At 39.1% G+C, this 24914-nt stretch carries 20 protein-coding genes and 1 tRNA gene; 12 read left to right on the top strand and 9 right to left on the bottom strand.

Features of this window, described 5'->3' with window-relative positions:
• Positions 1-4: 4 nt before the first annotated feature.
• On the bottom strand, positions 5-409 hold the full coding sequence (locus tag ALPR1_RS04335; protein WP_008198705.1) for an OsmC family protein: 405 nt from the start codon (positions 407-409) through the stop codon (positions 5-7).
• A gap of 71 nt (positions 410-480) precedes the next feature.
• On the opposite strand from ALPR1_RS04335, the gene ALPR1_RS04330 reads away from it, so the two are divergent.
• Together ALPR1_RS04330 and lipA are read left to right on the top strand one after the other, a co-directional pair.
• A complete protein-coding gene (locus ALPR1_RS04330; RefSeq protein ID WP_008198703.1) occupies positions 481-1209 on the top strand; it encodes a hypothetical protein in 729 nt (242 codons plus the stop codon).
• Positions 1210-1263: 54 nt separating this feature from the next.
• A complete protein-coding gene (gene lipA, locus ALPR1_RS04325; RefSeq protein WP_008198701.1) occupies positions 1264-2142 on the top strand; it encodes a lipoyl synthase in 879 nt (292 codons plus the stop codon).
• 192 nt (positions 2143-2334) lie between these two features.
• On the opposite strand, the gene gcvP is transcribed toward lipA, so the two are convergent.
• Positions 2335-5223: an aminomethyl-transferring glycine dehydrogenase gene (gene gcvP, locus ALPR1_RS04320; protein ID WP_008198699.1), complete on the bottom strand. Its 2889-nt coding sequence runs from the start codon at positions 5221-5223 to the stop codon at positions 2335-2337.
• A 275-nt stretch (positions 5224-5498) separates the two neighbouring features.
• Between gcvP and ALPR1_RS04315 the strand changes: the two genes are divergently transcribed.
• Positions 5499-6995, top strand: coding sequence for a M28 family peptidase (locus ALPR1_RS04315; protein ID WP_008198697.1), 1497 nt, complete (start codon positions 5499-5501; stop codon positions 6993-6995).
• Between the two features lie 83 nt (positions 6996-7078).
• On the opposite strand, the gene ALPR1_RS04310 is transcribed toward ALPR1_RS04315, so the two are convergent.
• Positions 7079-8440 (bottom strand): DEAD/DEAH box helicase, encoded by a 1362-nt coding sequence (locus tag ALPR1_RS04310; protein ID WP_008198695.1) that lies wholly within the window; start codon positions 8438-8440, stop codon positions 7079-7081.
• 48 nt (positions 8441-8488) lie between these two features.
• Here ALPR1_RS04310 and ALPR1_RS04305 point away from each other — a divergent pair, with 48 nt between their 5' ends.
• From ALPR1_RS04305 to ALPR1_RS04280, 6 genes are all read left to right on the top strand, one after another.
• On the top strand, positions 8489-9832 hold the full coding sequence (locus ALPR1_RS04305; RefSeq protein WP_040302555.1) for a dihydroorotase: 1344 nt from the start codon (positions 8489-8491) through the stop codon (positions 9830-9832).
• Between the two features lie 76 nt (positions 9833-9908).
• Positions 9909-9984: transfer RNA gene (locus ALPR1_RS04300), tRNA-His, on the top strand.
• Positions 9985-10328: 344 nt separating this feature from the next.
• Positions 10329-12245, top strand: coding sequence for an amylo-alpha-1,6-glucosidase (locus tag ALPR1_RS04295; RefSeq protein WP_008198682.1), 1917 nt, complete (start codon positions 10329-10331; stop codon positions 12243-12245).
• An 11-nt stretch (positions 12246-12256) separates the two neighbouring features.
• Complete coding sequence (locus ALPR1_RS04290; RefSeq protein WP_008198679.1) at positions 12257-13546, top strand: glycosyltransferase family 4 protein; 1290 nt, start codon at positions 12257-12259, stop codon at positions 13544-13546.
• Positions 13543-14748, top strand: coding sequence for a glycoside hydrolase family 57 protein (locus ALPR1_RS04285; protein ID WP_008198677.1), 1206 nt, complete (start codon positions 13543-13545; stop codon positions 14746-14748). Before ALPR1_RS04290 ends, ALPR1_RS04285 begins: the two co-directional genes overlap by 4 nt.
• Before the next feature lie 331 nt (positions 14749-15079).
• A complete protein-coding gene (locus tag ALPR1_RS04280) occupies positions 15080-16165 on the top strand; it encodes a hypothetical protein (protein ID WP_008198675.1) in 1086 nt (361 codons plus the stop codon).
• Between the two features lie 49 nt (positions 16166-16214).
• Here the strand turns inward: ALPR1_RS04280 and panB are convergent, their stop codons facing one another.
• From panB to ALPR1_RS04260, 4 genes are all read right to left on the bottom strand, one after another.
• On the bottom strand, positions 16215-17036 hold the full coding sequence (panB, locus tag ALPR1_RS04275) for a 3-methyl-2-oxobutanoate hydroxymethyltransferase (RefSeq protein WP_008198674.1): 822 nt from the start codon (positions 17034-17036) through the stop codon (positions 16215-16217).
• A gap of 3 nt (positions 17037-17039) precedes the next feature.
• On the bottom strand, positions 17040-17531 hold the full coding sequence (locus ALPR1_RS04270; RefSeq protein ID WP_008198673.1) for a phosphoribosyltransferase family protein: 492 nt from the start codon (positions 17529-17531) through the stop codon (positions 17040-17042).
• 61 nt (positions 17532-17592) lie between these two features.
• Positions 17593-18516 carry a ribosome small subunit-dependent GTPase A gene (rsgA, locus tag ALPR1_RS04265; protein WP_008198672.1) on the bottom strand — a complete coding sequence of 308 codons (924 nt, stop codon included), beginning with the start codon at positions 18514-18516 and terminating at the stop codon, positions 17593-17595.
• Complete coding sequence (locus ALPR1_RS04260; protein ID WP_008198671.1) at positions 18506-19756, bottom strand: 3-deoxy-D-manno-octulosonic acid transferase; 1251 nt, start codon at positions 19754-19756, stop codon at positions 18506-18508. Before ALPR1_RS04260 ends, rsgA begins: the two co-directional genes overlap by 11 nt.
• A gap of 193 nt (positions 19757-19949) precedes the next feature.
• Between ALPR1_RS04260 and ALPR1_RS04255 the strand changes: the two genes are divergently transcribed.
• Both ALPR1_RS04255 and ALPR1_RS04250 read left to right on the top strand, forming a co-directional pair.
• Entirely contained in the window at positions 19950-20435 is a 486-nt protein-coding gene (locus ALPR1_RS04255) for a low molecular weight protein-tyrosine-phosphatase (protein WP_008198670.1), read from the top strand.
• A complete protein-coding gene (locus ALPR1_RS04250; RefSeq protein ID WP_008198669.1) occupies positions 20428-21303 on the top strand; it encodes a fructosamine kinase family protein in 876 nt (291 codons plus the stop codon). The genes ALPR1_RS04255 and ALPR1_RS04250 overlap by 8 nt, the downstream gene beginning before the upstream one ends.
• A 30-nt stretch (positions 21304-21333) precedes the next feature.
• Here the strand turns inward: ALPR1_RS04250 and ALPR1_RS04245 are convergent, their stop codons facing one another.
• The gene (locus tag ALPR1_RS04245) at positions 21334-22452 is read right to left on the bottom strand and encodes a Gfo/Idh/MocA family protein (protein WP_008198668.1); all 1119 of its coding nucleotides are present in this window, start codon (positions 22450-22452) and stop codon (positions 21334-21336) included.
• A 69-nt stretch (positions 22453-22521) separates the two neighbouring features.
• Positions 22522-23799, bottom strand: coding sequence for an aspartate kinase (locus ALPR1_RS04240; RefSeq protein WP_008198665.1), 1278 nt, complete (start codon positions 23797-23799; stop codon positions 22522-22524).
• Positions 23800-23856: 57 nt separating this feature from the next.
• Here ALPR1_RS04240 and fbp point away from each other — a divergent pair, with 57 nt between their 5' ends.
• Entirely contained in the window at positions 23857-24888 is a 1032-nt protein-coding gene (gene fbp, locus ALPR1_RS04235; protein WP_008198663.1) for a class 1 fructose-bisphosphatase, read from the top strand.
• Positions 24889-24914: the final 26 nt, after the last annotated feature.

The following is a 24914-nucleotide window of genomic DNA, read 5'->3' as shown; positions in this document are numbered from 1 at the left end:
ATTTCTAGAAATTAAAATTTATTGTTTGCTTTATAGAAGGGTCCAAACTCAATGCCACAGGACATGTTTTGGCAGCATTTTTCAATTTCTGAACCATAGATGGCTCAGTAACCGGGTTTTCCCAACTAAAATCAACAATGATCTCCTGTATTTTACGAGGAGCACTTTGCATCACTTTTGTCACTTCCCATGACAATCCAGTAAGCTCTACACCATCACGTGCAGCAACGATACCCATAATGGTTACCATACAAGATGCCAATGCACTGGAAACCAAGTCTGTAGGAGAAAACTTCTCTCCTTTCCCATTATTATCCACCGGTGCATCCGTCAAAATCTCTGTTCCAGACTGTACATGCACTGACTCTGTCCTTAAATTTCCTAAATATGAACTTTTTATAGTTGGCATAAACTCTTACTTTTAAAATCAGTTTAAATAATTATATTCCAAAAATAGGGTAATATTTTCGTCCAAATCGAATGACCAAGCTGAAATTAATAGTTCCACTACTTATCATCTTATCAACGATTGACTCTTTCGCCCAGAGAGAGGACATTGGTAATTATGATTACGATAAAGAATACCTCTTGGGTGTAAACAAAAACACGAATGGAGGACTTATTGGTGGCTTTGTTTTTAAAGTAGGAACAAGAATAACTGATGATCAGTTTAGTTTCCTGGCTATTGAGCTATCCAATGTCAAGAACCCTAAGGAAGAAAGATACAATACTGTATTAGGAAACAGCTATATCTACGGCAAATCTAATTACCTCTATTCCATTCGTCCACAGTACGGTAGGGAAATCGTCTTATTTAAGAAAGCCCCAAACCAAGGAGTACAAGTTTCTGCCCTTGCAGCTATTGGCCCTTCATTTGGACTAATTGCCCCATATTATATAGAATACGCACTAAATCGGGTAGAAACTGTGACTGAGCAATATGACCCTGAAGTCCACCAAAGCAGGTTTAACATATTGGGAACAGGTAGTTTATTTCAAGGAATAGGCCAATCTGAATTTGCTATAGGAGCCAATCTAAAAGCTGCTTTAAATTTCGAATTTGGTGTTTTTAGAAGTAATGTAACCGGATTGGAACTTGGATACATGCTTGAGGGTTTCAACAAAGAAATACCTTTAATACCTACCGCTGAAAACAGGCAATTATTCCAATCAGTCTATTTCACCTTCTTTTACGGATTTAGACAGTAATGGAAATTGGGTTTTCCAGCTTGCTAGCGTAACTTTGCAAAAAATCACAATCCCATGATCGAATTACCTGTTATTTCTGAAGAGGCTACTCGTAGAAAAAAACCAGATTGGTTGAGAGTGAAGCTTCCTATCGGAAAAGAATATGCCAAGGTCCGAAAATTGGTAGATGAACATAAATTACACACAATCTGTGAAAGTGGGAATTGCCCAAATATGGGTGAGTGCTGGGGAGCTGGCACCGCTACTTTTATGATTTTGGGAAATGTTTGTACCAGATCTTGCTCTTTTTGTGCCGTAGCCACAGGAAGACCACCTGAATATGATCAAGACGAACCAAGACGCGTTGCTGAAGCTATCCAGCTCATGGGAGTGAAGCATGCTGTACTTACTTCCGTCAATAGAGATGAACTGAAAGATAGAGGTGCTGAAATTTGGTATCAGACAGTTGTTCAAACCAAAGAACTTTGTCCTGAAACTACCATAGAAACTCTTATTCCTGATGTGAAATCAAAATGGGAAGCTCTTTACAGAATGATTGAAGGAGGCCAGGAAGTAGTTTCTCATAACATGGAGACTGTAGAGAGTTTATATAGAAGAGTAAGACCTCAAGCAAAATATGCCAGATCTTTGGAACAAATCAAATTGACCAAGGAATATGGTAAGAGAACCAAAACTGGGATTATGCTAGGCCTTGGAGAGACTCAAGAGGAGGTTTTTAAAGCAATGGATGATTTGGCTGAAAATGGCTGTGACATCCTAACTTTAGGCCAATATCTTCAACCTACAAAAATGCATATTGAAGTAGCTGAATTTATTCACCCAGAGATCTTTGATATGTATAGAGAAGAAGGATTAAAAAGAGGATTGAAATACGTAGAATCAGGCCCATTAGTGAGATCCTCATACCATGCCGAAAGACATGTCAATGTCTAAATGATATTTTATTCGATTTATTAAAAAGCACATTTCACAATGTGCTTTTTTTTGCTTCAAGGTATAATATTGGCTTGAAGAATACTGGAGATTTCGAATACGAGTTTAGATAACCGAGCCATCAAAAAGCTAACAAAAAAGGCTGCCAATTGGCAGCCTTTCTCTATCTAAACAATCTGTAATCAATGAAGGTTATGCCTCTTCACTTGCATAATCTTCTACTGGGATACAGCTACAAACTAAGTTTCTGTCTCCGTAAGCAGAATCGATTCTTCTTACACTTGGCCAGAACTTGTTTTCTTTTACATAATCAATAGGGAATACCGCCTTTTCTCTTGAGTAAGGCATGGTCCACTCGCCTTCCAACACCATGGAAGCTGTATGCGGTGCATTTTTCAATACATTTAATTCCTTATCTACTTTGCCATCTTCAATCTCCTGAATTTCAGCTCTGATCGAAATTAATGCATCACAAAATCTATCTAATTCAGCTTTTGTTTCTGACTCTGTTGGCTCAATCATCAAGGTTCCTGCCACGGGAAAAGAAACTGTAGGAGCATGGAAACCATAATCCATCAATCGCTTAGCGATATCTTCAACTTCCACACCAACTTCTTTAAAGCCTCGACAATCTACAATCATCTCGTGAGCAGCTCTTCCTTGCGTTCCAGTATAAAGTATAGGATAATACCCACTCAATCTCTCTTTGATATAGTTAGCATTCAAAATCGCCATCTTAGTAGCATTTTTAAGGCCTTCTCCACCCATCATTGCGATGTAAGCATAAGAGATCGGTAAAATACTTGCACTACCGTAAGGAGCGGCTGAAATAGAGCTTACCGGGTTTTTACCTCCTGTTTTGACTAAAGGATTTCCTGGTAAGAAGGGTACTAAATGGCTCGCCACACAGATTGGGCCCATGCCTGGTCCACCTCCACCGTGAGGAATACAGAAGGTTTTATGCAAATTCAAGTGACAAACGTCAGCCCCAATATTCCCTGGGCTAGTCAAACCAACTTGAGCGTTCATATTAGCTCCATCCATGTAAACCTGACCACCATGCTGATGAATGGTAGCACAGATTTCTTTAATCGCCTCTTCAAATACTCCGTGAGTAGATGGGTAAGTAACCATTAAGCTAGAAAGGTTTTCAGAATGAGCTTCTGCTTTTGCTTTCAGGTCTTCAATGTCAATATTTCCTTTTTCGTCACATTTCACCAACACCACTTTCATTCCTGCCATTACTGCAGAAGCCGGATTGGTACCATGTGCTGAAGTTGGAATCAACACTATATTTCTATGGTGATCACCATTGTTTTGGTGATAGGCTCTTATCACCATCAATCCTGCAAATTCTCCCTGCGCTCCAGAATTAGGCTGAAGGGAAGTACCTGCAAAACCGGTAATTTCAGATAACCATCTCTCTAAATTCGCAAATAACTCTTGATATCCTGCTGTTTGAGCCATAGGAGCAAAAGGATGCATCTGACCAAATTCTGGCCAGGTAACAGGAATCATTTCAGCTGTAGCATTCAATTTCATAGTACAAGAGCCCAATGAAATCATCGAATGAACCAAAGAAAGATCCTTCGCTTCCAAACGCTTGATGTAGCGAAGCATCTCATGCTCTGTATGGAAGCTATTAAACACAGGGTGCGTTAAGTATTCAGAAGTTCTTGTCAAACTTTCTGGAAGTTCCAAAGTCAACTCTTCTGCATGAGGGGCTAAATTAACCGTGTCTTTGCCAGATGCTTTTGCAAATACATCGACAACAGCCTGAGCGTCCTCCAATGATTTTGTTTCATCAAAAGCGATAAAAACCTCATTTTCAGCATATCGGAAATTCATTCCTGCTCCAACAGCAATGGAAGAAAAATGCGCTTGATCATGAGAACTCAATGTTACCTTGATCGTATCAAAAAACTCTTTATTCCCAAGCTCGAAGCCTAATTCCGCCAAACCTTTAGCCGTTAACTTAGCAAGGCCATGTGTTCTTAATGCAATATTTTTCAAGCCTTGAGGGCCATGATAAACAGAATAAAAGCTTGACATTACCGCCAATAGAACCTGCGCGGTACAAATATTGGATGTTGCTCTCTCTCTTTTAATATGCTGCTCTCGAGTTTGAAGAGCCATTCTGTAGGCTTTGTTTCCTGCACGGTCCAAAGAAACTCCGATGATCCTTCCTGGGATCTGTCTTTTGAACTCCTCTTTTGTAGCAAAGTATCCCGCGTGAGGCCCACCATAACCCATTGGTACACCTAGTCGCTGTGCAGTACCAACTACCACATCAGCCCCCATTTCCCCTGGAGGTGTCAATATCGTCAAAGCAAGTAAGTCAGCTGCAAAAGCTGTCTTTACATTATTTTCTTTAGCTGCGGCAACAATGGCAGAATAATCACGAACTAATCCATCTGAATCTGGATATTGGAATAAAACACCAAATAAGCTTGGGTCAGTCACATCCAATTGATCAATCGATCCATAAACAATCTCTACGCCGATAGGTTCAGCGCGAGTTTCTAAAACAGCTTTGGTTTGTGGGAAGACTTTTTCATCAACAAAAAACTTGCTGGCAGTTTTCTTATCTCTGGCTTTTGAAGAAAACAACATACCCATAGCTTCTGCTGCTGCAGTACCTTCATCTAAAAGAGAGGCATTTGCTAATTCCATCCCTGTCAATTCCATGACAACTGTCTGGAAATTAATCAAAGCTTCCAATCTACCTTGTGCTATTTCTGCTTGATAAGGAGTATAAGCAGTATACCATCCTGGATTTTCGAGCACATTTCTCAAGATAACCCCTGGTACAAATGTGTCGTAATACCCTAATCCAATGAAGGATTTTAAAACCTTGTTCTTTGATGCGAGTTTTTTAAACTCCACCAAAAAATCCGTTTCAAGCTGCGCGGAAGGTAAATCCAGCGGTTTTTCAAGTTGAATGGATTTTGGAACTGTTTGGTCGATTAACTCCTCGAGTGAGCTAGCTCCGATTTTCTCCAACATTTCAGCGATTTCCGCCTCAGTTGGTGCATTGTGTCTGTTTTCGAATGGTACAGCGTTTGACAGGTTGATCTTCATAAAGAACGTAGGGTAGAATGAATATTTGGGTTAAAACTTGCCCTTGTTTTTCAAAGTGCAAAGGTACAATTTCTTGAGAGATAAAGCTTTTTAGAGATTCAAAATTTTAACAACCTTTATAACCATATTGACAAACGGTTGTTTGCGGGGTTAAAAATTTATCTAGTTTTGAAGCAGAAAATTTCGACCGGTGAAATAGATCTACTTGAAAAGCCTATTTTTGGCCCTTTGAAAAGATCTTTTACACTGAAAATAAAACCCTAATTATAATCAAGATGAATAAAAGCTTGTTTCTGATGGGAGCATTGGCATTTGGCCTTTCTGTTCCATCAATGGCTCAGACTCCTCTGCAAGTAAAGTATGCAAACACCATTACTGCAGAAGATCTTACCAAAAACCTTACTTATCTGGCTTCAGATGAGATGAAGGGACGTGATACTGGCTCAGAAGAACAAAAAATGGCTGCTGAGTACATCGTAAACTTCTATAAAAATCTAGGACTTGAAGGGCCTGTAGATGGTGGATACCTTCAAAAGGTTGATTTGGTGAGTACTTCTTTTGAAGAAGTGAACCTAAAAATCGGCAGAAACAAACTAGTCAATAACGAGGATTTTGTCTTCGTTGGCGACGGTGACATGAAAAAAACCGAAAAAACCGAATTGGTGTTCTTGGGACTTGTGAGTGATGAGAACCTAGCAAAAGTAGAAGTAGCTGACAAATTAGTAGGTATCTGGGCAGTAGGTGTTAGATCAAACGATTTGATCAAAAAGGTGATGGATGCTGGTGCAAAAGGCATTGTAATAGTTTCTATGGAAGGTCAAGCCAACTTCGATAGAGTCGCAAACCGTTACAAAACATTAGCCGGAAAAGGCAGAGTAGGTTTCCCTTCAGAAGTAGAACAGAGACCGATGTTCATGGTGAGCTCAGACAAAATGGCTGAATTGTTTGACACTCCAGTTGAAGAGTTAAAAGAAGCAGCGAAATCCAATCCTGAATCCATTAAAGCCCAAAAAGCTTCCTATCAAATCAAAAAGAAAATTGAGGAAGTGGAATCCTCTAACATCCTTGCATTTTTAGAAGGAACAGACAAAAAAGAAGAAATCATGGTTATTTCTTCTCACTATGACCACGTAGGAGTAAGCAGCACAGGAGAAATTTTTAACGGTGCAGACGATGATGGTTCCGGAACTGTTTCTGTCATGGAAATAGCTGAAGCTTTTGCTACTGCTGCTAAGGATGGCCATAGACCAAGAAGATCTATCCTTTTCCTAAATGTAACAGGAGAAGAAAAAGGTCTATTGGGTTCGGCATTTTACTCTGACAACCCAATTTTCCCATTGGAAAACACTGTGGTAGACTTTAATGTGGACATGGTAGGCAGAATTGATTATGAATATCAAGATTCAACCAATACGGATTTCGTTTATGTAATCGGATCTGATATGCTTTCTACTGACCTGAAAAAGATCCTAGAGTATAACAACATCACGTATACTGACTTGATTCTGGATTATAGATACGATGCAGAAGATGATCCTAACAGATTCTACTATAGATCTGATCATTACAACTTTGCCAAACACAATATTCCGATCGCTTTCTTTTTCAATGGAGTACATGACGATTACCACCAAGTTACTGATACCGTGGACAAAATCGAATTCCCTTTGATGGAGAAAAGAGCTAGATTGATTTTCTATACAGCTTGGGATGTAGCCAACAGAGAAAACAGACTTCGTGTTGATGGCACAAATACCAGAGGTACTAGATAAATAATAAAAAGAGCCTGTCTAAAACTAAAGACAGGCTCTTTAATAGATATTGAAGGAGGAGGATTTTGATATTCTCCTCCTTTTTATTTCCCCTTATTCTTCTGATTCTTAGTTTTCATTTGATTTCTATTCTTCTTATTCCCTGATTTTTTAGAACGCGCCTTCTCTCCTTTACCAATATTCTTCTTTTTTGGTTGAGCTTTTTTCTCGTGAAATGCTCCTTTATAATCTGGATTATCTCTTTGCTTAAGGCGATCTAATTCCCTTTCGTAGGCTTGTTTTTCTTCAAATGGAGTATTGGTAACATCCACTCCTTTGGGAATGGGCTTCTCCACCACTTTCATTCGGATGATCTCCTCAATCTTCTCGAAATGGTAGGCTTCTGCAGGATTGACAAAACTGATAGCCTTCCCCTCATGCTCTGCTCGGCCTGTTCTACCAATTCTGTGCACATAATCTTCATAGATCAGAGGAATATCAAAATTAATCACATGTGAAACCATCGTAATATCCAGACCCCGAGAGGCAACATCTGTAGCGACCAAAATTCTGACTTCACCACCTTTAAAATCCTCCATGGAATTGATTCGGGTGTTCTGACCTTTGTTGGCATGAATCACACGAACTTCCCCAAAGTGTCTGTTTTCCAAAAAGTGAAAAACTTCCTCTGCATTTTTCCTGGACCTGGTAAATATTATCGCCCTATTTACAGCTTCCTCTTCCAATAACTTTGCAAGCAGATTGATCTTCGTCTTAATATTTGGAACAAAATACATGACTTGATCAATCGTTTCGGCTGTTGTAGCTTGAGGTGTCACCTCTACTCGCTCAGGAAACTCCAAAAACTCATGAGCTAACTTTTCTATCCTAGTCCCAAATGTCGCAGAAAACAAAAGGTTCTGTCTCTTTACCGGGATCACTTCCAAAATTGACCGAATCTGAGGCATAAAACCCATATCCATCATTTTATCCGCCTCATCTAGCACCATGGTTTTTAATGCCTTGGTATAAAGCATGTTTTTTCGGTAGATATCTAAAAACCTACCCGGTGTAGAAATAATAATATCCACTCCAGCTTGAATGGTCTCTATCTGAGTTTTGGGCCCCAAGCCTCCATAAAGGCTCACAACTCTCAAATCAGTATAGGTCGCAAGTTGTTTGGTGACTTCCTCGATTTGCATCACCAACTCTCTGGTAGGAGCTAATATTAAGGCACGTGCATGAAGCCCTTGTGCATACTTCACCTTCATCAAGATAGGCAATACATAGGCAGCAGTCTTCCCTGTTCCTGTCTGAGCGATCCCTAAGACGTCATGTCCGGCAAGAGCCAGAGGTATAGCTTTTTCTTGAATCGCAGTGGGATGAGCATATCCTGCCTCCCCAATTGCTTCTAACAATTGACGATTTAGCTTAAATGCTTCAAAACCTAAGGCCTCATTGCTCATGATTCGTTAATTTTAGGGTGTAATTTGAAAATGAATCTGATAGAATCGATGAAAAGTATACTAATCACCGGCGCAAATATAGTCAATGAAGGCCGGATAAGTCCGGGCGATGTTTTAGTAATCAATGGAAGAATCTCAAAAATCGGCTCTGACTTGAGTTCTGAACAAGCAGATACCCATATTGAGGCAAAAGGAAAATACCTCCTCCCGGGATTAATTGACGATCAAGTACACTTTAGAGAGCCTGGCTTAACTCACAAAGCAGAAATCTACACTGAAGCGAAAGCTGGAGTCGCTGGAGGCACAACCAGTTACATGGAAATGCCGAATACCATCCCCCAAGCGACTACCGTAGAACTCCTAGAGGACAAATATGATCGAGCGGCAGAAGTTTCCTTAGCCAATTATTCCTTTTTCATGGGGGCTACGAATGATAACCTAGACGAAATTCTGAAAATTGATTTCAAGAATGTTTGTGGACTTAAGATTTTCCAAGGTTCCTCCACAGGAAATATGGTAGTTGACAACATCGAGTCTTTGGAGGGAATTTTTAAAGAATGTAAAGCACTGATCGCTATCCATAGTGAAAATGATTTCATCATCAAGGCCAATCTAGATAAATTCCTTGAAATTTACGGGGAAGATATCCCTGTTAAATTCCACCCTAAGATTAGATCTGAAGAGGCTTGCTATGACGCATCAAGCAGGGCTGTTGCCATGGCAAAAAAATATGGCACTAGACTACATATCCTCCACATCAGTACAGCCAAAGAACTGGAACTGTTTGACAACACCATTCCTTTACAAGAAAAGAAAATAACTTCTGAAGCATGTATTCACCACCTGTGGTTTGCGGAGGAGGACTATGAGGAAAAGGGCACATTAATCAAATGGAACCCAGCTGTCAAAACGTCAAAAGACAGGGATGCTATTTTTCAGGCGGTCTTGGATGATCGAATTGATGTCATAGCTACAGATCATGCTCCTCATACGCTGGAAGAAAAATCAAATCCTTACACTAAAGCTCCATCTGGCGGCCCTTTAAATCAACATAGCTTGGTGGCCATGCTCGATTTTTACCATCAGGGAAAAATCAGTCTCGAAATGATCGTTCAGAAAATGAGTCACAACCCTGCCATCCTATTCGAGATAGAGAAAAGAGGTTTTATCAAAGAAGGGTACTTTGCTGACCTTGTGCTGGTAGACTTAGATTCTCCCTGGACTGTCAGTAAAGAAAATATACTTTCCAAGTGCGGTTGGTCTCCATTTGAAGGACATACATTCAAGTCAAAAGTTACGCATACGATCGTTTCTGGACATTTAGCGTACGAAGAAGGAACATTCCACGAAGAGAAAAATGGAGAAAGATTAAGATTTTTAAGAAATTATTAAGCTGGACCTTGCACTGGAAAATCTTAATAATTACTTTTGCAGACCATTTGGAAGAAAAGTACTTCAAATGAAATATGGTGATTGTAGCTCAGCTGGTTAGAGCGCTGGTTTGTGGATCCAGAGGTCGCCGGTTCGAACCCGGTCTTTCACCCAAAAAACCCCTCATTATGAGGGGTTTTCTTGTTTTAAAGGGTTTATACTGGCACAACATTTGTCACTAAGCTCTTAAACTAAACCAATTTATGATGTTCACTTTGTTCCAATCCCATCCTAGGTTCCCGGTTGTGCAGCGCATCAATGTTAGGCTAGCTCATAACTACATTTCAAAATTTGAAGAATCCTTGAAAAATTTCGAAGAAATTCAAAAAGAGGACTTTCATTCCTAATTATTTTAAAAAAAACAAAAGGTTATGGAAACATAACCTTAAATTTTTTCAAGAATATTTTTCTTATGGCTGCAAAACTCTAATTTTAAATCAATCCAATGATTTAAAATATGAGTTACATCCATTTTGATAAAACCCAGCTGATCAATCTTAACTATTCGCTGGATAGAGAGATCCTCCGAACCAATAGAGCGGGGTCTTATACCAGCACCTCCATCATTGGCTGTAACACTCGTAAATACCATGGCCTATTGGTTGTCCCCCAACCACAAATAGACTCTCAAAGCCATGTCCTTCTTTCTACTGTCCATGAAACTGTCATCCAACGAGGGTCTAGCTTTAACCTTGGAATCAGCAAATACCCTGGAAACTATTCCCCTAGAGGACATAAGTATTTAGAAGACTTTGATTCAGAGCCCATTCCAAAACTTACGTACCGAGTAGGAGGAGTTCTTTTACAAAAAGAGTTGATCTTGGACACCAACCGAGACAGGGTAATGATTCGATACACTTTACTGGATGCACACTCTCCTACCAAGATCAGAATTTCTCCATTTTTAGCATTTCGCCCCTATCATAACTTAATGAAGGCGAATACTTTCATCAATAAAAAATATGGTAAAGCTCCAAATGGAATAAAATGCCAGCTTTACGAAAAGTACGATCCTCTTTTCTTACAGCTGTCAAAAAAATGCGAGTTTGTCCCAGTTCCAGATTGGTACTACAACATAGAGTATATTCAGGAAAGAGAACGAGGGTACGATTATCAAGAGGATCTATATGTTCCTGGGTATTTTGAGTTTGACATAGAAAAGGGAGAGTCTGTCATTTTTTCAGCAGGACTGACAGAGGCAGACCCCAAAACCCGTGAATCTGCATTCAAAAAAGAAATTGCCAGAAGGATCCCTAGAAACAATTTCGAAAACTGCCTTAAAAATTCAGCTGGCCAATTCATCCGAAAAAGAGATGGAGAGACACGAGTTATTGCGGGATACCCTTGGTTTGGCTGGTGGGGAAGAGACACTTTTGTTGCTGCTCCAGGTCTAACGCTTACCGTGGGTGAAAACAGTACATTTTTGGAAATCATGGACTCCATGTCCAATAATTTAAATGGCCCATTATTTCCCAATGTTGGCAGTGGAGTAATGACAAATATGAACTCAATCGATGCCCCACTCTGGTATTTCTGGGCATTGCAGCAGTATGTATTATATACTAAAGACAGTAAAACGATCAAGGAACGGTACCTAAGTAAAATGAAAGGCATCATAGATGGCTATCTCAACGGTACCGATTTCAATATTAAAGTGCAGGAAAATGGACTCGTCTATGGAGGTGAAAAAGGAAAAGCTCTTACCTGGATGGATGCAGTTACTCCAGAGGGTCCTGTAACGCCGAGAACTGGCTGTCCGGTAGAGATTCAAGCGCTTTGGTATAATGCGCTATGCTTTTATCACGAATTGACAGGAGACGAGAGTATGTTGAGCCATGCCGCACAAACCAAGGAAACTTTCGAAAAGGAATTTTGGTCAGAGGAGCATGGATATTTAGCGGATTACATATCGGGAGATAAAAAAGATTGGTCAGTAAGGCCAAATATGGTTTTTGCGACATCTTTACCGTATACTATGCTAAGTGAAGGTCAGAAAGATCAGGTACTGGAAATAGTAAAATCAAAGTTATTGACCACAAGAGGGTTGCGATCTCTTTCACCAGATGATTACGCCTATAAAGGATATTATTTTGGAGACCAGATTAGTCGAGATGAGGCCTATCATAATGGTACAGTTTGGACCTGGCCTTTAGGGCATTTTGTCGAAGGATACATCAAACTTCATGGAAAGTCCTCATTGAATTTCATCAAAAAAATTGTAGATGGATTTGATGGGGTTATGACCCAATATGGAGTAGGCACTGTTGCAGAATTATATGATGGAGATCCTCCCCATAGACCTAAGGGAGCAATCTCCCAAGCTTGGAGTGTAGCAGAGCTACTTCGAATGATGGATTTGGTAAAGCGGATATAAATAATTTTTCTATGAAGGTATTAATGTTTGGCTGGGAATTCCCGCCACATATTTCTGGAGGACTTGGAACAGCATGTTATGGCTTGATTAAGGGGCTGACCCACCATAATCAAGACATCATTTTTGTGGTACCAAAACTTTGGGGAGATGAAGAGCCTATGGCTGATTTTGTCAATGCAAGTGATATATCCATTGACTACCGGGAAAAGCGATTTAAATCCATCTGGAAAAACCTCACTTATTTAGAGGTCAGTAGTTTTTTGGTGCCTTACCTGGGCCCTGAAGAATATCAAAAATTCACAGATTATGCTTTACATGATCGATCTGATGTAAACGAAAGTATTTTTACTACCAAGTACCAGTTTAGTGGAAAATATGGCAAAAACCTCATGGAGGAAGTAAGCCGATATGCATTAACAGGGGCACAGATCGCAAGAGACAGAAGTGATTTTGAAATAATCCATGCACATGATTGGCTATCTTTTCCCGCAGGTATTGCTGCCAAAGAAATCAGCGGCAAACCATTAGTAGCTCATGTACATGCTACAGAATTTGATCGCTCAGGTGAATCTGTTAACCAGATAGTATATGATATAGAGCGAGCGGGGATGCATGCTGCAGACCATATCATTGCGGTCAGTCAATTGACTAAAAACACGATTGTAAAAAAGTATGGCATAGACGCCAGTAAAGTAACGGTAGTCCACAATGCTGTTTTAGATGCCAGCATCATCATTTCTTCTTTCCAGAAAAAAGTCCCTGAAAAAATCGTTACATTCTTAGGTAGAATCACATTCCAGAAAGGTCCAGAATATTTTGTAGAAGCTGCCAAAAAAGTAATCGATCGAGACCCCAATGTACGTTTTGTCATGGCTGGATCCGGAGATTTACTCAATAGAATGATTGACCGTGTGGCTGAATTAAGAATTGGGACAAAATTCAATTTCACAGGATTCCTGAAAGGCAAAGATGTGGATCATATGTTTGCCATTTCAGATGTTTATGTGATGCCTTCTGTCTCAGAACCCTTTGGAATCTCTCCTTTAGAGGCTGTAAGACATAATACTCCAGTGATTATATCAAAGCAATCAGGGGTTGCTGAAGTCCTTACCAATGCCATTAAAATTGATTTTTGGGACATCGATGCGATGGCCGATGCAATTTTTGCGCTTTTACATTACCAAGGAATATCTCGAATGTTCAAAGAGTTGGGGAGCGAGGAATTGAAAAAATTAAAATGGGAGCATGTCGCCTCTAAGCTTATCACTGTTTACGAAAAAACTTTATCCGAAACATCATGAGAACTATTTGTTTTTACTTCCAGGTACACCAGCCATTTCGCCTTAAGCCCTATCGTTTTTTTGATATAGGAGATGATCATCACTATTGGGATGATTTCAGTAATAGAAGCATCATGAGGAAAGTCGCTCAGAAGTGTTATTTACCTATGAATGCCCTGCTTTTGGAATTGATTCAGAAATATGACGGGGCATTTAAAGTTAGTTTCTCGATTTCTGGAACCTTTATGGATCAGATGCAGGCCTATGCTCCTGATGTTTTGGAAAGCTTTCAAAAGCTAGTGGCTACAGGACATGTAGAACTTCTTAACGAGACCTACTCACACTCTCTTGCTTCGCTTAAAAGTAAAGATGAATTCAAGGACTTGGTTAATAAACATCAGGAGAAAATAAGCAATTTGTTTAATGGCTATAAACCAACAGTCTTTAGAAATACCGAATTAATTTATTCAGATGAAATAGGGGCAATGATCGCAGAAATGGGATATGAAGCCATGCTTACAGAGGGTGCTAAACACATCCTAGGATGGAAAAGCCCGAACTATGTGTATGTCAATAGTGTCGAACCCAAATTGAAAATTTTACTTAAAAATTTCCAGCTTAGTGATGACATTGCTTTCCGATTTGGGAATAAGAGCTGGGATGATTACCCTTTGACGGTCGACAAGTTTATTGATTGGATAAATGAGATCCCTAAAGAAGACGAGACACTAAATCTATTTATGGATTATGAAACTTTTGGGGAACATCAATGGGCAGAAACAGGAATTTTCGATTTCATGAAACACCTTCCTGAGGCAGTTTTCAATAAAACCGATTTCAATTTCTCCACCCCTTCTGAAGTGGCAAAAAAGATCTCACCTGTAGGAAAAATCCACGTTCCAATCCCTATTTCATGGGCCGATGAAGAAAGAGATTTAACCGCTTGGCTCGGAAATGATTTACAGGATGAAGCTTTTGATCGTTTATACGATTTAGAGAAACTAGTCAATACGATCGATGATGAGGAAATCCAAAGGGATTGGAGATACCTTCAGACATCGGATCATTTTTATTATATGTGTACGAAATTCTTCTCTGACGGAGATATCCACTCTTATTTTAGCCCATACGATTCTCCCTATGATGCCTTTATTAACTACATGAATGTGCTAAGCGATTTTATGATCAGGCTAAAGGAAAAATCTATCAAAGTAGAAGTTTAATGGATTAGTTAATCAAAATTGGATAGGCCGAGTTTCTCGGTCTTTTTTTTGTCTAAAAATCAATCTAAACACTGATTTACTTTCTCTTTTTGATTGGTTTTGGATCCTCTTATCATATTTTTTCATACGCCATTTGCCCTATTTTTTCACTGAAAACCGAACTAGCTTTTTAAAACAAATCGCCACAACCGACTATTTAACAGGGATTTACAAAACTGAATTTGCTATTTCTTTCAATCCCCAAAAATCACCCAGATCCAAATTATCCTTTTTAATCATTTAATTTCATCGTTACAAATGACAAAAATTGTAAGGCTTGAAACTCTATTTTATGAAAACTTCTATTTTAACTATTCTGCTTTTTTGCATGGGAATGATCAATACAGCAGATCCATTCATCACTTCAAAAGACTATGATGTCAACAAATTCCATCGAGGAAAGCAATCTTCAAAATCTCCAAAACGAGTCTATATTCAAAAATTCAGAGCATTATTCGAAGTTTACGAAGAGGCATCGGCCAAAACTTCGGCTTCTAAAAATGAACGTGCCAATAGAACTACAACAGTTTCTGGTACTAAAACAAGCATGGGCGTTCAGCTAAGTGGCATAGACGTGCCCGATTTTCAGAAAATTGTAGATGAGGCATACGCTGACTTTGTGGCACAACTTGAATCAGAAGGCTTTGAAATAATTACAGCGGAAGAGGCTGGAAAGACGGATTATTATTCCGGCTACACAAAAATTCAAGGAGGAGCTTCTTCCACAGATCAAGCAACAGGATATGTTATGGTCACCCCTACAGGCTATGAGTATTGGGTAAAAGGAGTCTCAAATAATGGCCGTGAGAAAGGTACATTCACAGATACAAGTTCTAAATTATCTAAAGACCTCAATGATGCTTATGTTGCCGAAGCTACATTCATTTTCCCTTTCGTCAATTTGGATGCAAGCTCTACCTCCTTTGCAAACTATGCCTCTTCAAAAGTAAAGGCAGACATTAGCTTGAGACTAGCCGCTTCTGTAGGAGCATCGGATAATGAACAAATGGGATTAAATAAGATTGCAAAAAGATTTACAACTTCTCCAACTCAGGAAAACATTTTTTCGCGTGTTCGATTCCTTGCTGGCCATATGGCAAGTTCCCCTTTATTTGATTCCTCCACATCCTTAAAAAGAGATGTACATTTTGAGGAAATTTTCGCTGAAACCAAACTAGTGGAAGTTTCATCTGCCGAGGTTGCCACTTTTTCCAAAACTGCATATCCCCAATTAGTAATGGTATCTGGAGGAGAGATGACTCTTGCTTCACATTATGTGGCTTGCGATCATGACAAATACATTACGGCTGCAAAAGGCTCTATGAAGGAAATGATTGACAGTGGGATTACTAATTTTAAGGATCTTATTAAGGATTAAATAATTTAAAATAAAACGGCCTATCCGATTGTGATAGGCCGTTTTATATTTAATAGCTCTCTCTTTCATTAGGGAAATCCCTATTCTTCACATCTTTAATATAATTGGCAAAAGCATCCATCATTACGGATTGCAAATCTGCATACTGTCGCAAAAATCTTGGTTTAAATTCTTGAGTAATTCCTAACATGTCATGCATAACCAAGACTTGGCCATCCACATCACCACCTGCTCCGATTCCAATCACGGGTATAGAAACAGTTTCAGCAACTTTCTTAGCCAATGAAGCTGGAATCTTTTCGAGTACAATCGCAAAACAGCCACATTCTTCCAAAATCTTAGCATCCTCTATAAGTTTTTCAGCTTCAGATTCCTCCTTTGCTCGGACGCTATAGGTACCAAACTTATAAATTGATTGAGGAGTCAATCCCAAGTGCCCCATGACTGGAACACCGGCACTTAAAATCCTTACTACGGACTCTTTAATCTCAGCTCCACCTTCTACCTTGATTGCATGTGCTCCAGATTCTTTCATAATTCTGATAGCAGATCTTAGCGCCTCAGAGCTATTTCCCTGGTAAGATCCAAAAGGAATATCCACCACGACAAAAGCTCTGCTTACTGCCCTAACCACTGAAGTCGCATGATAAATCATTTGATCTAGTGTTATCGGCAGAGTTGTTTCATGGCCTGCCATCACATTGGAGGCAGAATCACCTACCAAAATGATATCTATGCCTGCTGAATCAACAATTTTAGCCATTGAAAAATCATAGGCTGTAAGCATAGAAATCTTCTCACCCCGGGACTTCATTTCCTGAAGAATATGGGTGGTAATCCTTTTGATATTAGCTGAAGAATGAACAGACATGTCTTAGTGTAAATGAACAGAATATTGATTTCCGGAGAAATCTACTTTAATATGCTCGTTGAGGGTAGTAGAAAGTTCATACCCGGTATAATCAGGCTTTAAAGGGAAAAGACCATTGCTTCTGTTTACCAAAACGGCAATTTCCATTTTGAAGACTTCTTTGTCTAAAAAAGGCTTCATCGCATAAGCAAGGGTTTTTCCTGTATTCAACACATCATCTACCAGAATCAGAGTTTTTCCTGACAACTCGATTTCTTCGGAAAGCTCGATTTCTTCCGAAACCACATTACTCTTATCTAATATGACTTCCACCTCCTCAAGATTTAAAGTGGATATTTTCTTGAGTTCTTGCACCAATAGATCTGCCAATATTGTCCCCATTCCGGTGACTCCGGCAATAACTACTCCTGACGAATGGAGATTCCTTTCGTAAATCTCATAGGCCATACGGGTGATTTTCTTCTTGATTTGTTGATGATTGAGTACTTCGCTCATGGGATAGAATTGAAAAATGAAAATTAGGCCAATTCTCTAAGGTTTCAAAATTAGAATCCTCTTATCGGTGAGAATCCTCTTCATTCAAGATATTCAAATAACTATGATATCTATAGGGGTGAATATATCCTGCCTCAACTTTTTCTCTAACTACACAGCCTGGTTCATGAAGGTGCTGGCAATTATTGTATTTGCACTGCCCCAAATAGTTTCGCATTTCAGGGAAGTAATGGGACAATTCCACATCTTCTACATCCAAAATTCCAAATTCCTTAATTCCTGGAGTATCAATCAAATCCCCTCCATAACTCAAACTGAAAAGTTCAGCAAAGGTGGTGGTGTGAACTCCCTTATCACTAAAGCTTGAAATTTCTTTGGTACTCTGCTCTGCATCCGGTACCAATTTATTCAACAGTGTTGATTTACCTACCCCGGAATGCCCAGCGATCAAAGTCGACTTATCTTGAAGCAAGGTTTGAAACTTTTCATGCAAATCATCTTCCTGAAGCGCTGAAACTTCCAAGACCTGATAGCCAAGAGGCTCATAAATCTCATGAATATCTTGCAGCCATTCTTCAGCCTTTGGTCCATCCAATAAATCTGTCTTATTAACAACCAAAATCGCTGGAATTCTGAAGCTTTCAGTACTCACCAAAAAACGATCTATGAAACCCATGGATGTTCTGGGATTTTTCATGGTGATCACCAATATAGCTTGATCCAGATTACTGGCGATGATATGTGAGAAATGCTGCTTCCTGGTGGATTTACGGATTACATAGTTTTCCCTGGGATGAATATCAGAAATTACGGCTGTTTCTTGGTTTTGCTCTAAGTCCAAAGTCACCCAATCTCCTACAGCAATCGGATTAGTCAATTTGAGTTCGCTTTGCTTAAATTTCCCTTTCAATCTTGCAGAAATATATTTTTGATCACACTTGACCACATACCAGCTGCCTGTTGATTTGATAACTCTACCTTCCATTGGACGGGAAATTTACTAAAACCTTATTTACTATTTTATCTGCTGCACCCAAATTCGCATTGACCCATTGATTTGCAGCTATTCGGGACTTTTCATAAGCCTCCTTATCTTTCAAGCTATCAAAAACCTGAATCAATTCCACCTCATCCTTCACCGAATAAGCACAACCCGATTTCACACCTTCAAGAGACTCGGGAAACTTGGAGACATTTTTCAAATCACCAAAAATAACGGGAGCTCCAAAACCCAAAGGCTCTAAAATATTGTGAAGCCCTTTACCAAATGCACCCCCAACATAAGCCAGTCTAGCGTATTGATACAAGGATGAAAGCATCCCAATATTATCTATAAACAAGACTTGAGCATCCCTAAATTCATTTGTTCTGGAATAATAAACGGCCTCAAACTGAATTTCTTGCTGCCATTTAGCCATTGGTTCAGGGCTCAAATCGTGAGGAGCTATTATCCAAAGGTAGTCCGGATTCTTGTTGATCAAGGGAATTAATAGTTGCATATCCTCTTCCCAAACAGACCCTAATACCATCACAGGTTTGGCTTCAACCCATTTTTTAATCTCAGGAAAATCTTTTGGAGACTCTGCTGTTTCTTTCACCCTATCAAATCTTGTATCTCCAGCCATCTCTGCATTCTCATATCCAATAGAATCCAGCAACCTTATACTTTCCTCATTTTGCGTAAAAATCCAATCCAGGTCAAAAAGGATATTTCTAAAAAAACCATCCTTTTTAAAATAGTTTTGGTCCTTCCTGAAAGAAGCAGAAAATAAGATGATAGGTATATTATTTTGCTTTAAGGCCAAAATATGATGATACCAAAGGTCATATTTCACAAAAAAAGTAAGCTTTGGATTTAACACTGAAACGAAGTCAAATGCCCAAGATTTTCTATCCAAAGGAATATAAGTCAAGAAATCTATATGAGGCTGAGGCTTTCTTACAGCAATATCATAACCTGATGGACTAAAGAAACTTAGGCAGATCTTGGTGTGAGGATTCCTCTCTTTCCATTGGACGATTACTGGTTTTGCTTGCTCATATTCTCCTAATGAAGCCACGTGAAACCAAACTATTTCCTCCGGATTCTTTCTCTTAAAATCCTGTAGTTTCTTCATTAAACCTTTTCTTCCTTTCAAAAAATGGTCAATCTTTGCACTAAACAAAGCCGCCAGAGGCAGGAGTGATGTAATAAAGGCAAGTGCTATTCGATAGAGCAATTTCATTTGCCAAAAGTAGCCAATCAAGCTGACTTATAAGTCATGATGAAAGTCCAGCTGGAATCAATTCATCAAAATTGCCAAAATTTCTTAGTTCCTCTGCGAAAAATAAAATCAGCCCCGTGCAATTGATCTGAAAATTAACTACTTTCAAAGGGCGCTGTGTTATCAAAAAAAAATTCCGAGAGTATAGTTCAGTATGATTAAAGTTTTATTTGTTTGTTTAGGTAATATTTGTCGGTCTCCTTTAGCCGAGGCAATTTTTGACGCAAAAATCAAAAAAGCAAAACTCCCTAGTGCTTTTAAATCCGACAGTGCTGGCACTTCTGATTTCCATATTGGAGAACTTCCGGACGAAAGAACAATATCCATTGCTAAAAAATACAATTTACCGATTCAGCATAGAGGCCGGCAGGTAAACAGAACTGATTTTAGGGATTTCGATTATATCCTAGCCATGGATGACCATAACCTCAGAAACCTCAACAACATGAAGGCTAGGTGTGGTTTTGATGAAAAAGAAATTTTCCTGATCAGAGACTTTGTACCAGGAACCAAAGGTCAATCAGTACCGGACCCCTATTACGGAGGTGAGGAAGGATTTGAGGAAATCTATACGATTCTTGATGAGGCATTAGATCATTTTCTAGCCCAAATCAAGGAGACTCACCAACTCTATGTATGATCTGAATGAAATCTACGAACGAGTACTATATCAGAGCCTAGGCCCCAAGGCTCAACTAAAATCCGCATCTATTGTGGCTGCTGGAAACCATAATCAAGGCATCCGATTAGATTCCACAGAAGGCACTTACTTTCTCAAATTAAACTTTGACCATGAAAAAGATATATTGGCCAAAGAATCCCAAGGACTCGATTACCTGCGAAAAAACACTTTTATTCACGTACCCGAGACGTTTGGACATGGGCGAATTGGAGACTATAATTACCTTCTTTCAGAATTTGTATCCTCGGGGAGATTTCAACTGGATTACTGGGAAACTTTAGGATACGGACTAGCGGATTTACATCTCAAAACGCAGGCAGAATTCGGTTTAAATGAAGATAATTTCATCGCTTCTCTAGAGCAAAAAAACCTTCACGCCAGTAACTGGACAGACTTTTATATTCAACAGAGGCTAGAACCACTATTAGGAAAGGCCTATTTTGACCGATTGATTCCTCTTGACTTTTTAAAGAAATTCCAATCCATTTATCAGGTTATAGAAAACATCCTCCCAAAGGAAAAACCAGCCTTACTTCACGGGGATTTGTGGTCAGGCAATGTGCTATGTAATTCAGAAGGACAACCCTGCTTAATCGATCCGGCAGTCTATTTTGGGCATAGAGAAATGGATATTGCTTTTAGTCGACTTTTTGGAGGTTTTGATAATAGGTTTTACGAGTCCTATGAATCTGTCATCCCACTAGAACCTGAATTCGAAAGTAGAATGGGGATATACAATCTCTACCCCCTTCTTGTCCACCTTAATTTATTCGGAACCGGCTATTTACCTGGAATTGAAAGGATCATTCATCGGTATATTCGATAGATTAATTTGTAAATGTGTTTCGCTAATTCCTTAGATCAAACTCACTTTTCCTCCAGTTTTCACTGCTTTATAAATCGCGTCGATGATCACCATATCGCGAAGACCTTCCTCACCATCTACAGGTACTAAAGGCTCCTTACCATCCAAAATAATATCTGCCATAGCGTCCATTTGAAGTGTTTGATGGGTCACATGAGGCTGAGTCAAGGGTCCTTTATTCGTTCTCCCTTCAATAGGCCCATAGCCAGTAGAAGGCTGCATTTCGGCAAAGCCTTTTGTTCCGTTTAGGAAGAACTTATCCAGATTATTCATGCTGTAGGTAGAAAGGCAAGAAGCCACTGCTCCTCCAGGAAATCCAAGCTGAAACTGTATCGTTTCATCTACACCTTCTTTAAATTTATCAGGATTGTTTTTCGTCTCTTGAGCCGTCACCCAAATCGGTTCCTCCCCAATCATATATCGAGCACCATTAATAGAATAAATACCGATATCCATCATTGCTCCTCCCCCGGAAAGCTCATAGTTCAATCTCCATTGACTAGGGTCTCCAATTACAAACCCACTCAAACCTTGAAAAAACAAAACTTTACCAAACTCTCCATCTTTCCGCATATTGATTACAGCTTGGGTTTTTGGCTCAAAATGCATCCTATATCCTACCAATAGCTTAACACCAGCAGCCTTACAACCGTCTACCATTTCTTTTGCTTCCGCTGCATTGGTTGCCATGGGCTTTTCACTGATCACATGTTTTCCAGCTTTGGCAGCTCCTAACGCATGTTCCTTATGAAGTCCATTTGGAGTAATCACATAAACTGCGTCTATATCTGGATTATCCTTTATCTGATGATAGTTTTCATAATTATAACAGTTCTTAGCGGGAATATTATATTCCTTTTGCCAGGCCTCTATTTTGGAGGGCGTCCCACTGATAACTCCCACTAGTTTAGCCCTTTTGCAATCCTTCATAGCTTTGGCAACTCGCGTACCATAACTCCCGAGTCCCATTATTGCAACTCTTAATGGGGTATCATCATTTTGGGTATTTAAAAACTCTTTGGACATAGCTGAAATAGGTGTAAAAGGTGAAAGATGAAGTGCCAATGCAGAAAGACTGGCTTTCTGAAGAAAGTTTCTTCTGGTTTTCATAAGTTGATATTTTAGGTCTGTTGAAAATAATGAATTCCAGCCACATGCATAGAATTTATATTGTTAAAACTAACTCAACATGTTCTTTCTTCTAACTACTTGAAATGTATTTCTCGTTTGCTGCTCTAGAAACACTTCATAATCTTTCATAACAGAATCCATCCCGGACTTTTCTGGATGTAAAATGGTCAGTAGCTCTAAATTGGAATTATACCTTATTTCAAAATCATTCTTTAATCGATTTAGTAGCCTATCCAGCTTAAAAGGCTGTTCATCCAATACAATTGAGATACTGATCGCTGAAATCTGAAGCATATTCACCCGCAGTTTTAGTGATTTAAGCTCTTCATAAACACGATGAATTTGTTCCTCTTCAATAAAAGTAAAATCGGTAACACGAAAACTGATCAAAAGCTGTTTTTCCTTCAACACATAGGTTGAGATGCTCGAGTTACTGCTTGTAGAATGAATTTTTGTCCCTGGATCTTCGGGGCTAATAAAGGATTTGACAAATAAAGGAATCCTTGCATTCGCCAAAGGCATGATTGTCTTTGGGTGAATCACTGAGGCTCCATAATAAGTCATTTCTGCAGCTTGTTTGTAATCGAGCTCTTCAAATAAAAAGTAAGATGAAAATTTCTTTGGATCAGCATTCAACACCCCAGGAACATCTTTCCAAATAGTAACCGAAGATGCTTTTAAACAGCTAGCTAAAATTGCTGCAGTAAAATCTGACCCTTCACGGCCTAGGGTTGTCGGTCGTGATTGAGAATCTGAACCTATAAACCCCTGCGTAACAACAGGGAAATTTTCAATTTTAGCTTTCAATTTAGTTTGGCAATTCTTACGTGTTTTAGCCCAATCAATTTTCGCGAACCTAAAATCACTGTTGGTTTTAATCAGTTCTCTGGCATCTTGCCATAAAACCAGCAAGTCATTTTCACATAAATATTCCATCACTATCGTGGAAGAAAAAAGTTCTCCAAACCCAATAATTGAGTCATAGTATTCATCATAATTATCTTCCGAAAGCTCAGCATTAAGTTGCTTTGACATACTGGTGAATAAATTATCCAGAACTGCAAAAACTCTATGTGAATCAGGAAATAATTGATGACAAATACTCAAATGAAACTCTTTTAAAATTGTATAATTCGAAGAAAAATCTTCTCCCTCCATTTTCAATCTTAAAATCTCCTCCAATGAATTTGTTGTTTTCCCCATTGCCGAAACAACAATAACCATATTTTTTCGCAATCGATTACGGAGAATATCAAGCAAATTTTTCATTGCATCAGCATCTTTCACAGAAGCTCCACCAAATTTGTAAACAATTGTTTTTGACATAAAAATTATTTCCTAATTTTCTAAAATACTAAACCATTTATTGCACTATTCCAATACATGAAAATCTCAACTTACCAACCAGATCAAAGTGGTCTTGCTTATTCTGTCGGCACTACCCTAGACCGATTTATCAAGTCCAAGCAAAGTGACTTCCCTTTTGCTTCAGGAGAACTTTCCCAATTGCTAAGAGACATTGCATTGGCCTCAAAGATAGTCAATAGAGAAACCAACAGAGCCGGCTTATCTAACATTGGAGGAGCATTCGGCCAAACCAATATTCAAGGAGAAGAACAGCAGAAACTTGACATCATTGCTAATATTAGATTTATAAGAGCTTTGAGTAAAGGGGGCGAAGTCTGTGCCATAGTTTCTGAAGAAGAAGATGCAGTGATAGATCTTCAAAATAAATCAGGAAAATACGTGGTAGCCATCGATCCCTTGGATGGTAGTTCGAATATAGATGTGAATATCAGTATAGGAACCATCTTCTCTATTTATAGAAGAAAAACCCAGGTGGGCAGCCCTATCCAAAAAGAAGACATTATGCAACCAGGCACTGAGCAGGTGGCCTCGGGATATGTATTGTACGGCTCATCCACGATGCTTGTCTATACCACAGGTTTTGGGGTCAATGGTTTTACTTATGAGCAATCCCTAGGAGAATTTTTCTTGTCCCATCCATGTATAAAATCCCCTGAAGATGGGCAGATTTATTCGATCAATGAAGGTACTCAGGACGAATGGGAGCTTGGGATAAAGGATTACATTGATACCTGCAAATCAAGAAAATATTCCGCTCGATATATAGGGAGTCTGGTTGCTGACTTTCATAGAAATCTCCTAAAAGGAGGAATTTATCTTTATCCAGCTACACAAAAGAATCCAAATGGAAAGCTTCGTCTACTATACGAAGCTAATGCTATGGCTTTTATCGCGGAACAAGCAGGTGCAGTAGCTACCGATGGGAACCGAAGGATTTTAGAAATTAAACCAGAATCCTTACACCAAAGAACTCCACTATTTATTGGATCCAAAAAGATGGTTGAAGAGGCAATGACCCTTGCATCTGTTTCCATAAAAAGTCAATGATTCTCTCTTCGTATAAATTTCAAAAA

It is taken from the genome of Algoriphagus machipongonensis (assembly GCF_000166275.1).
Lineage (GTDB): Bacteria > Bacteroidota > Bacteroidia > Cytophagales > Cyclobacteriaceae > Algoriphagus > Algoriphagus machipongonensis.
The sequence above is the reverse complement of the archived record's forward strand: the minus strand, read 5'-3'. Positions and strand labels throughout refer to the sequence as shown.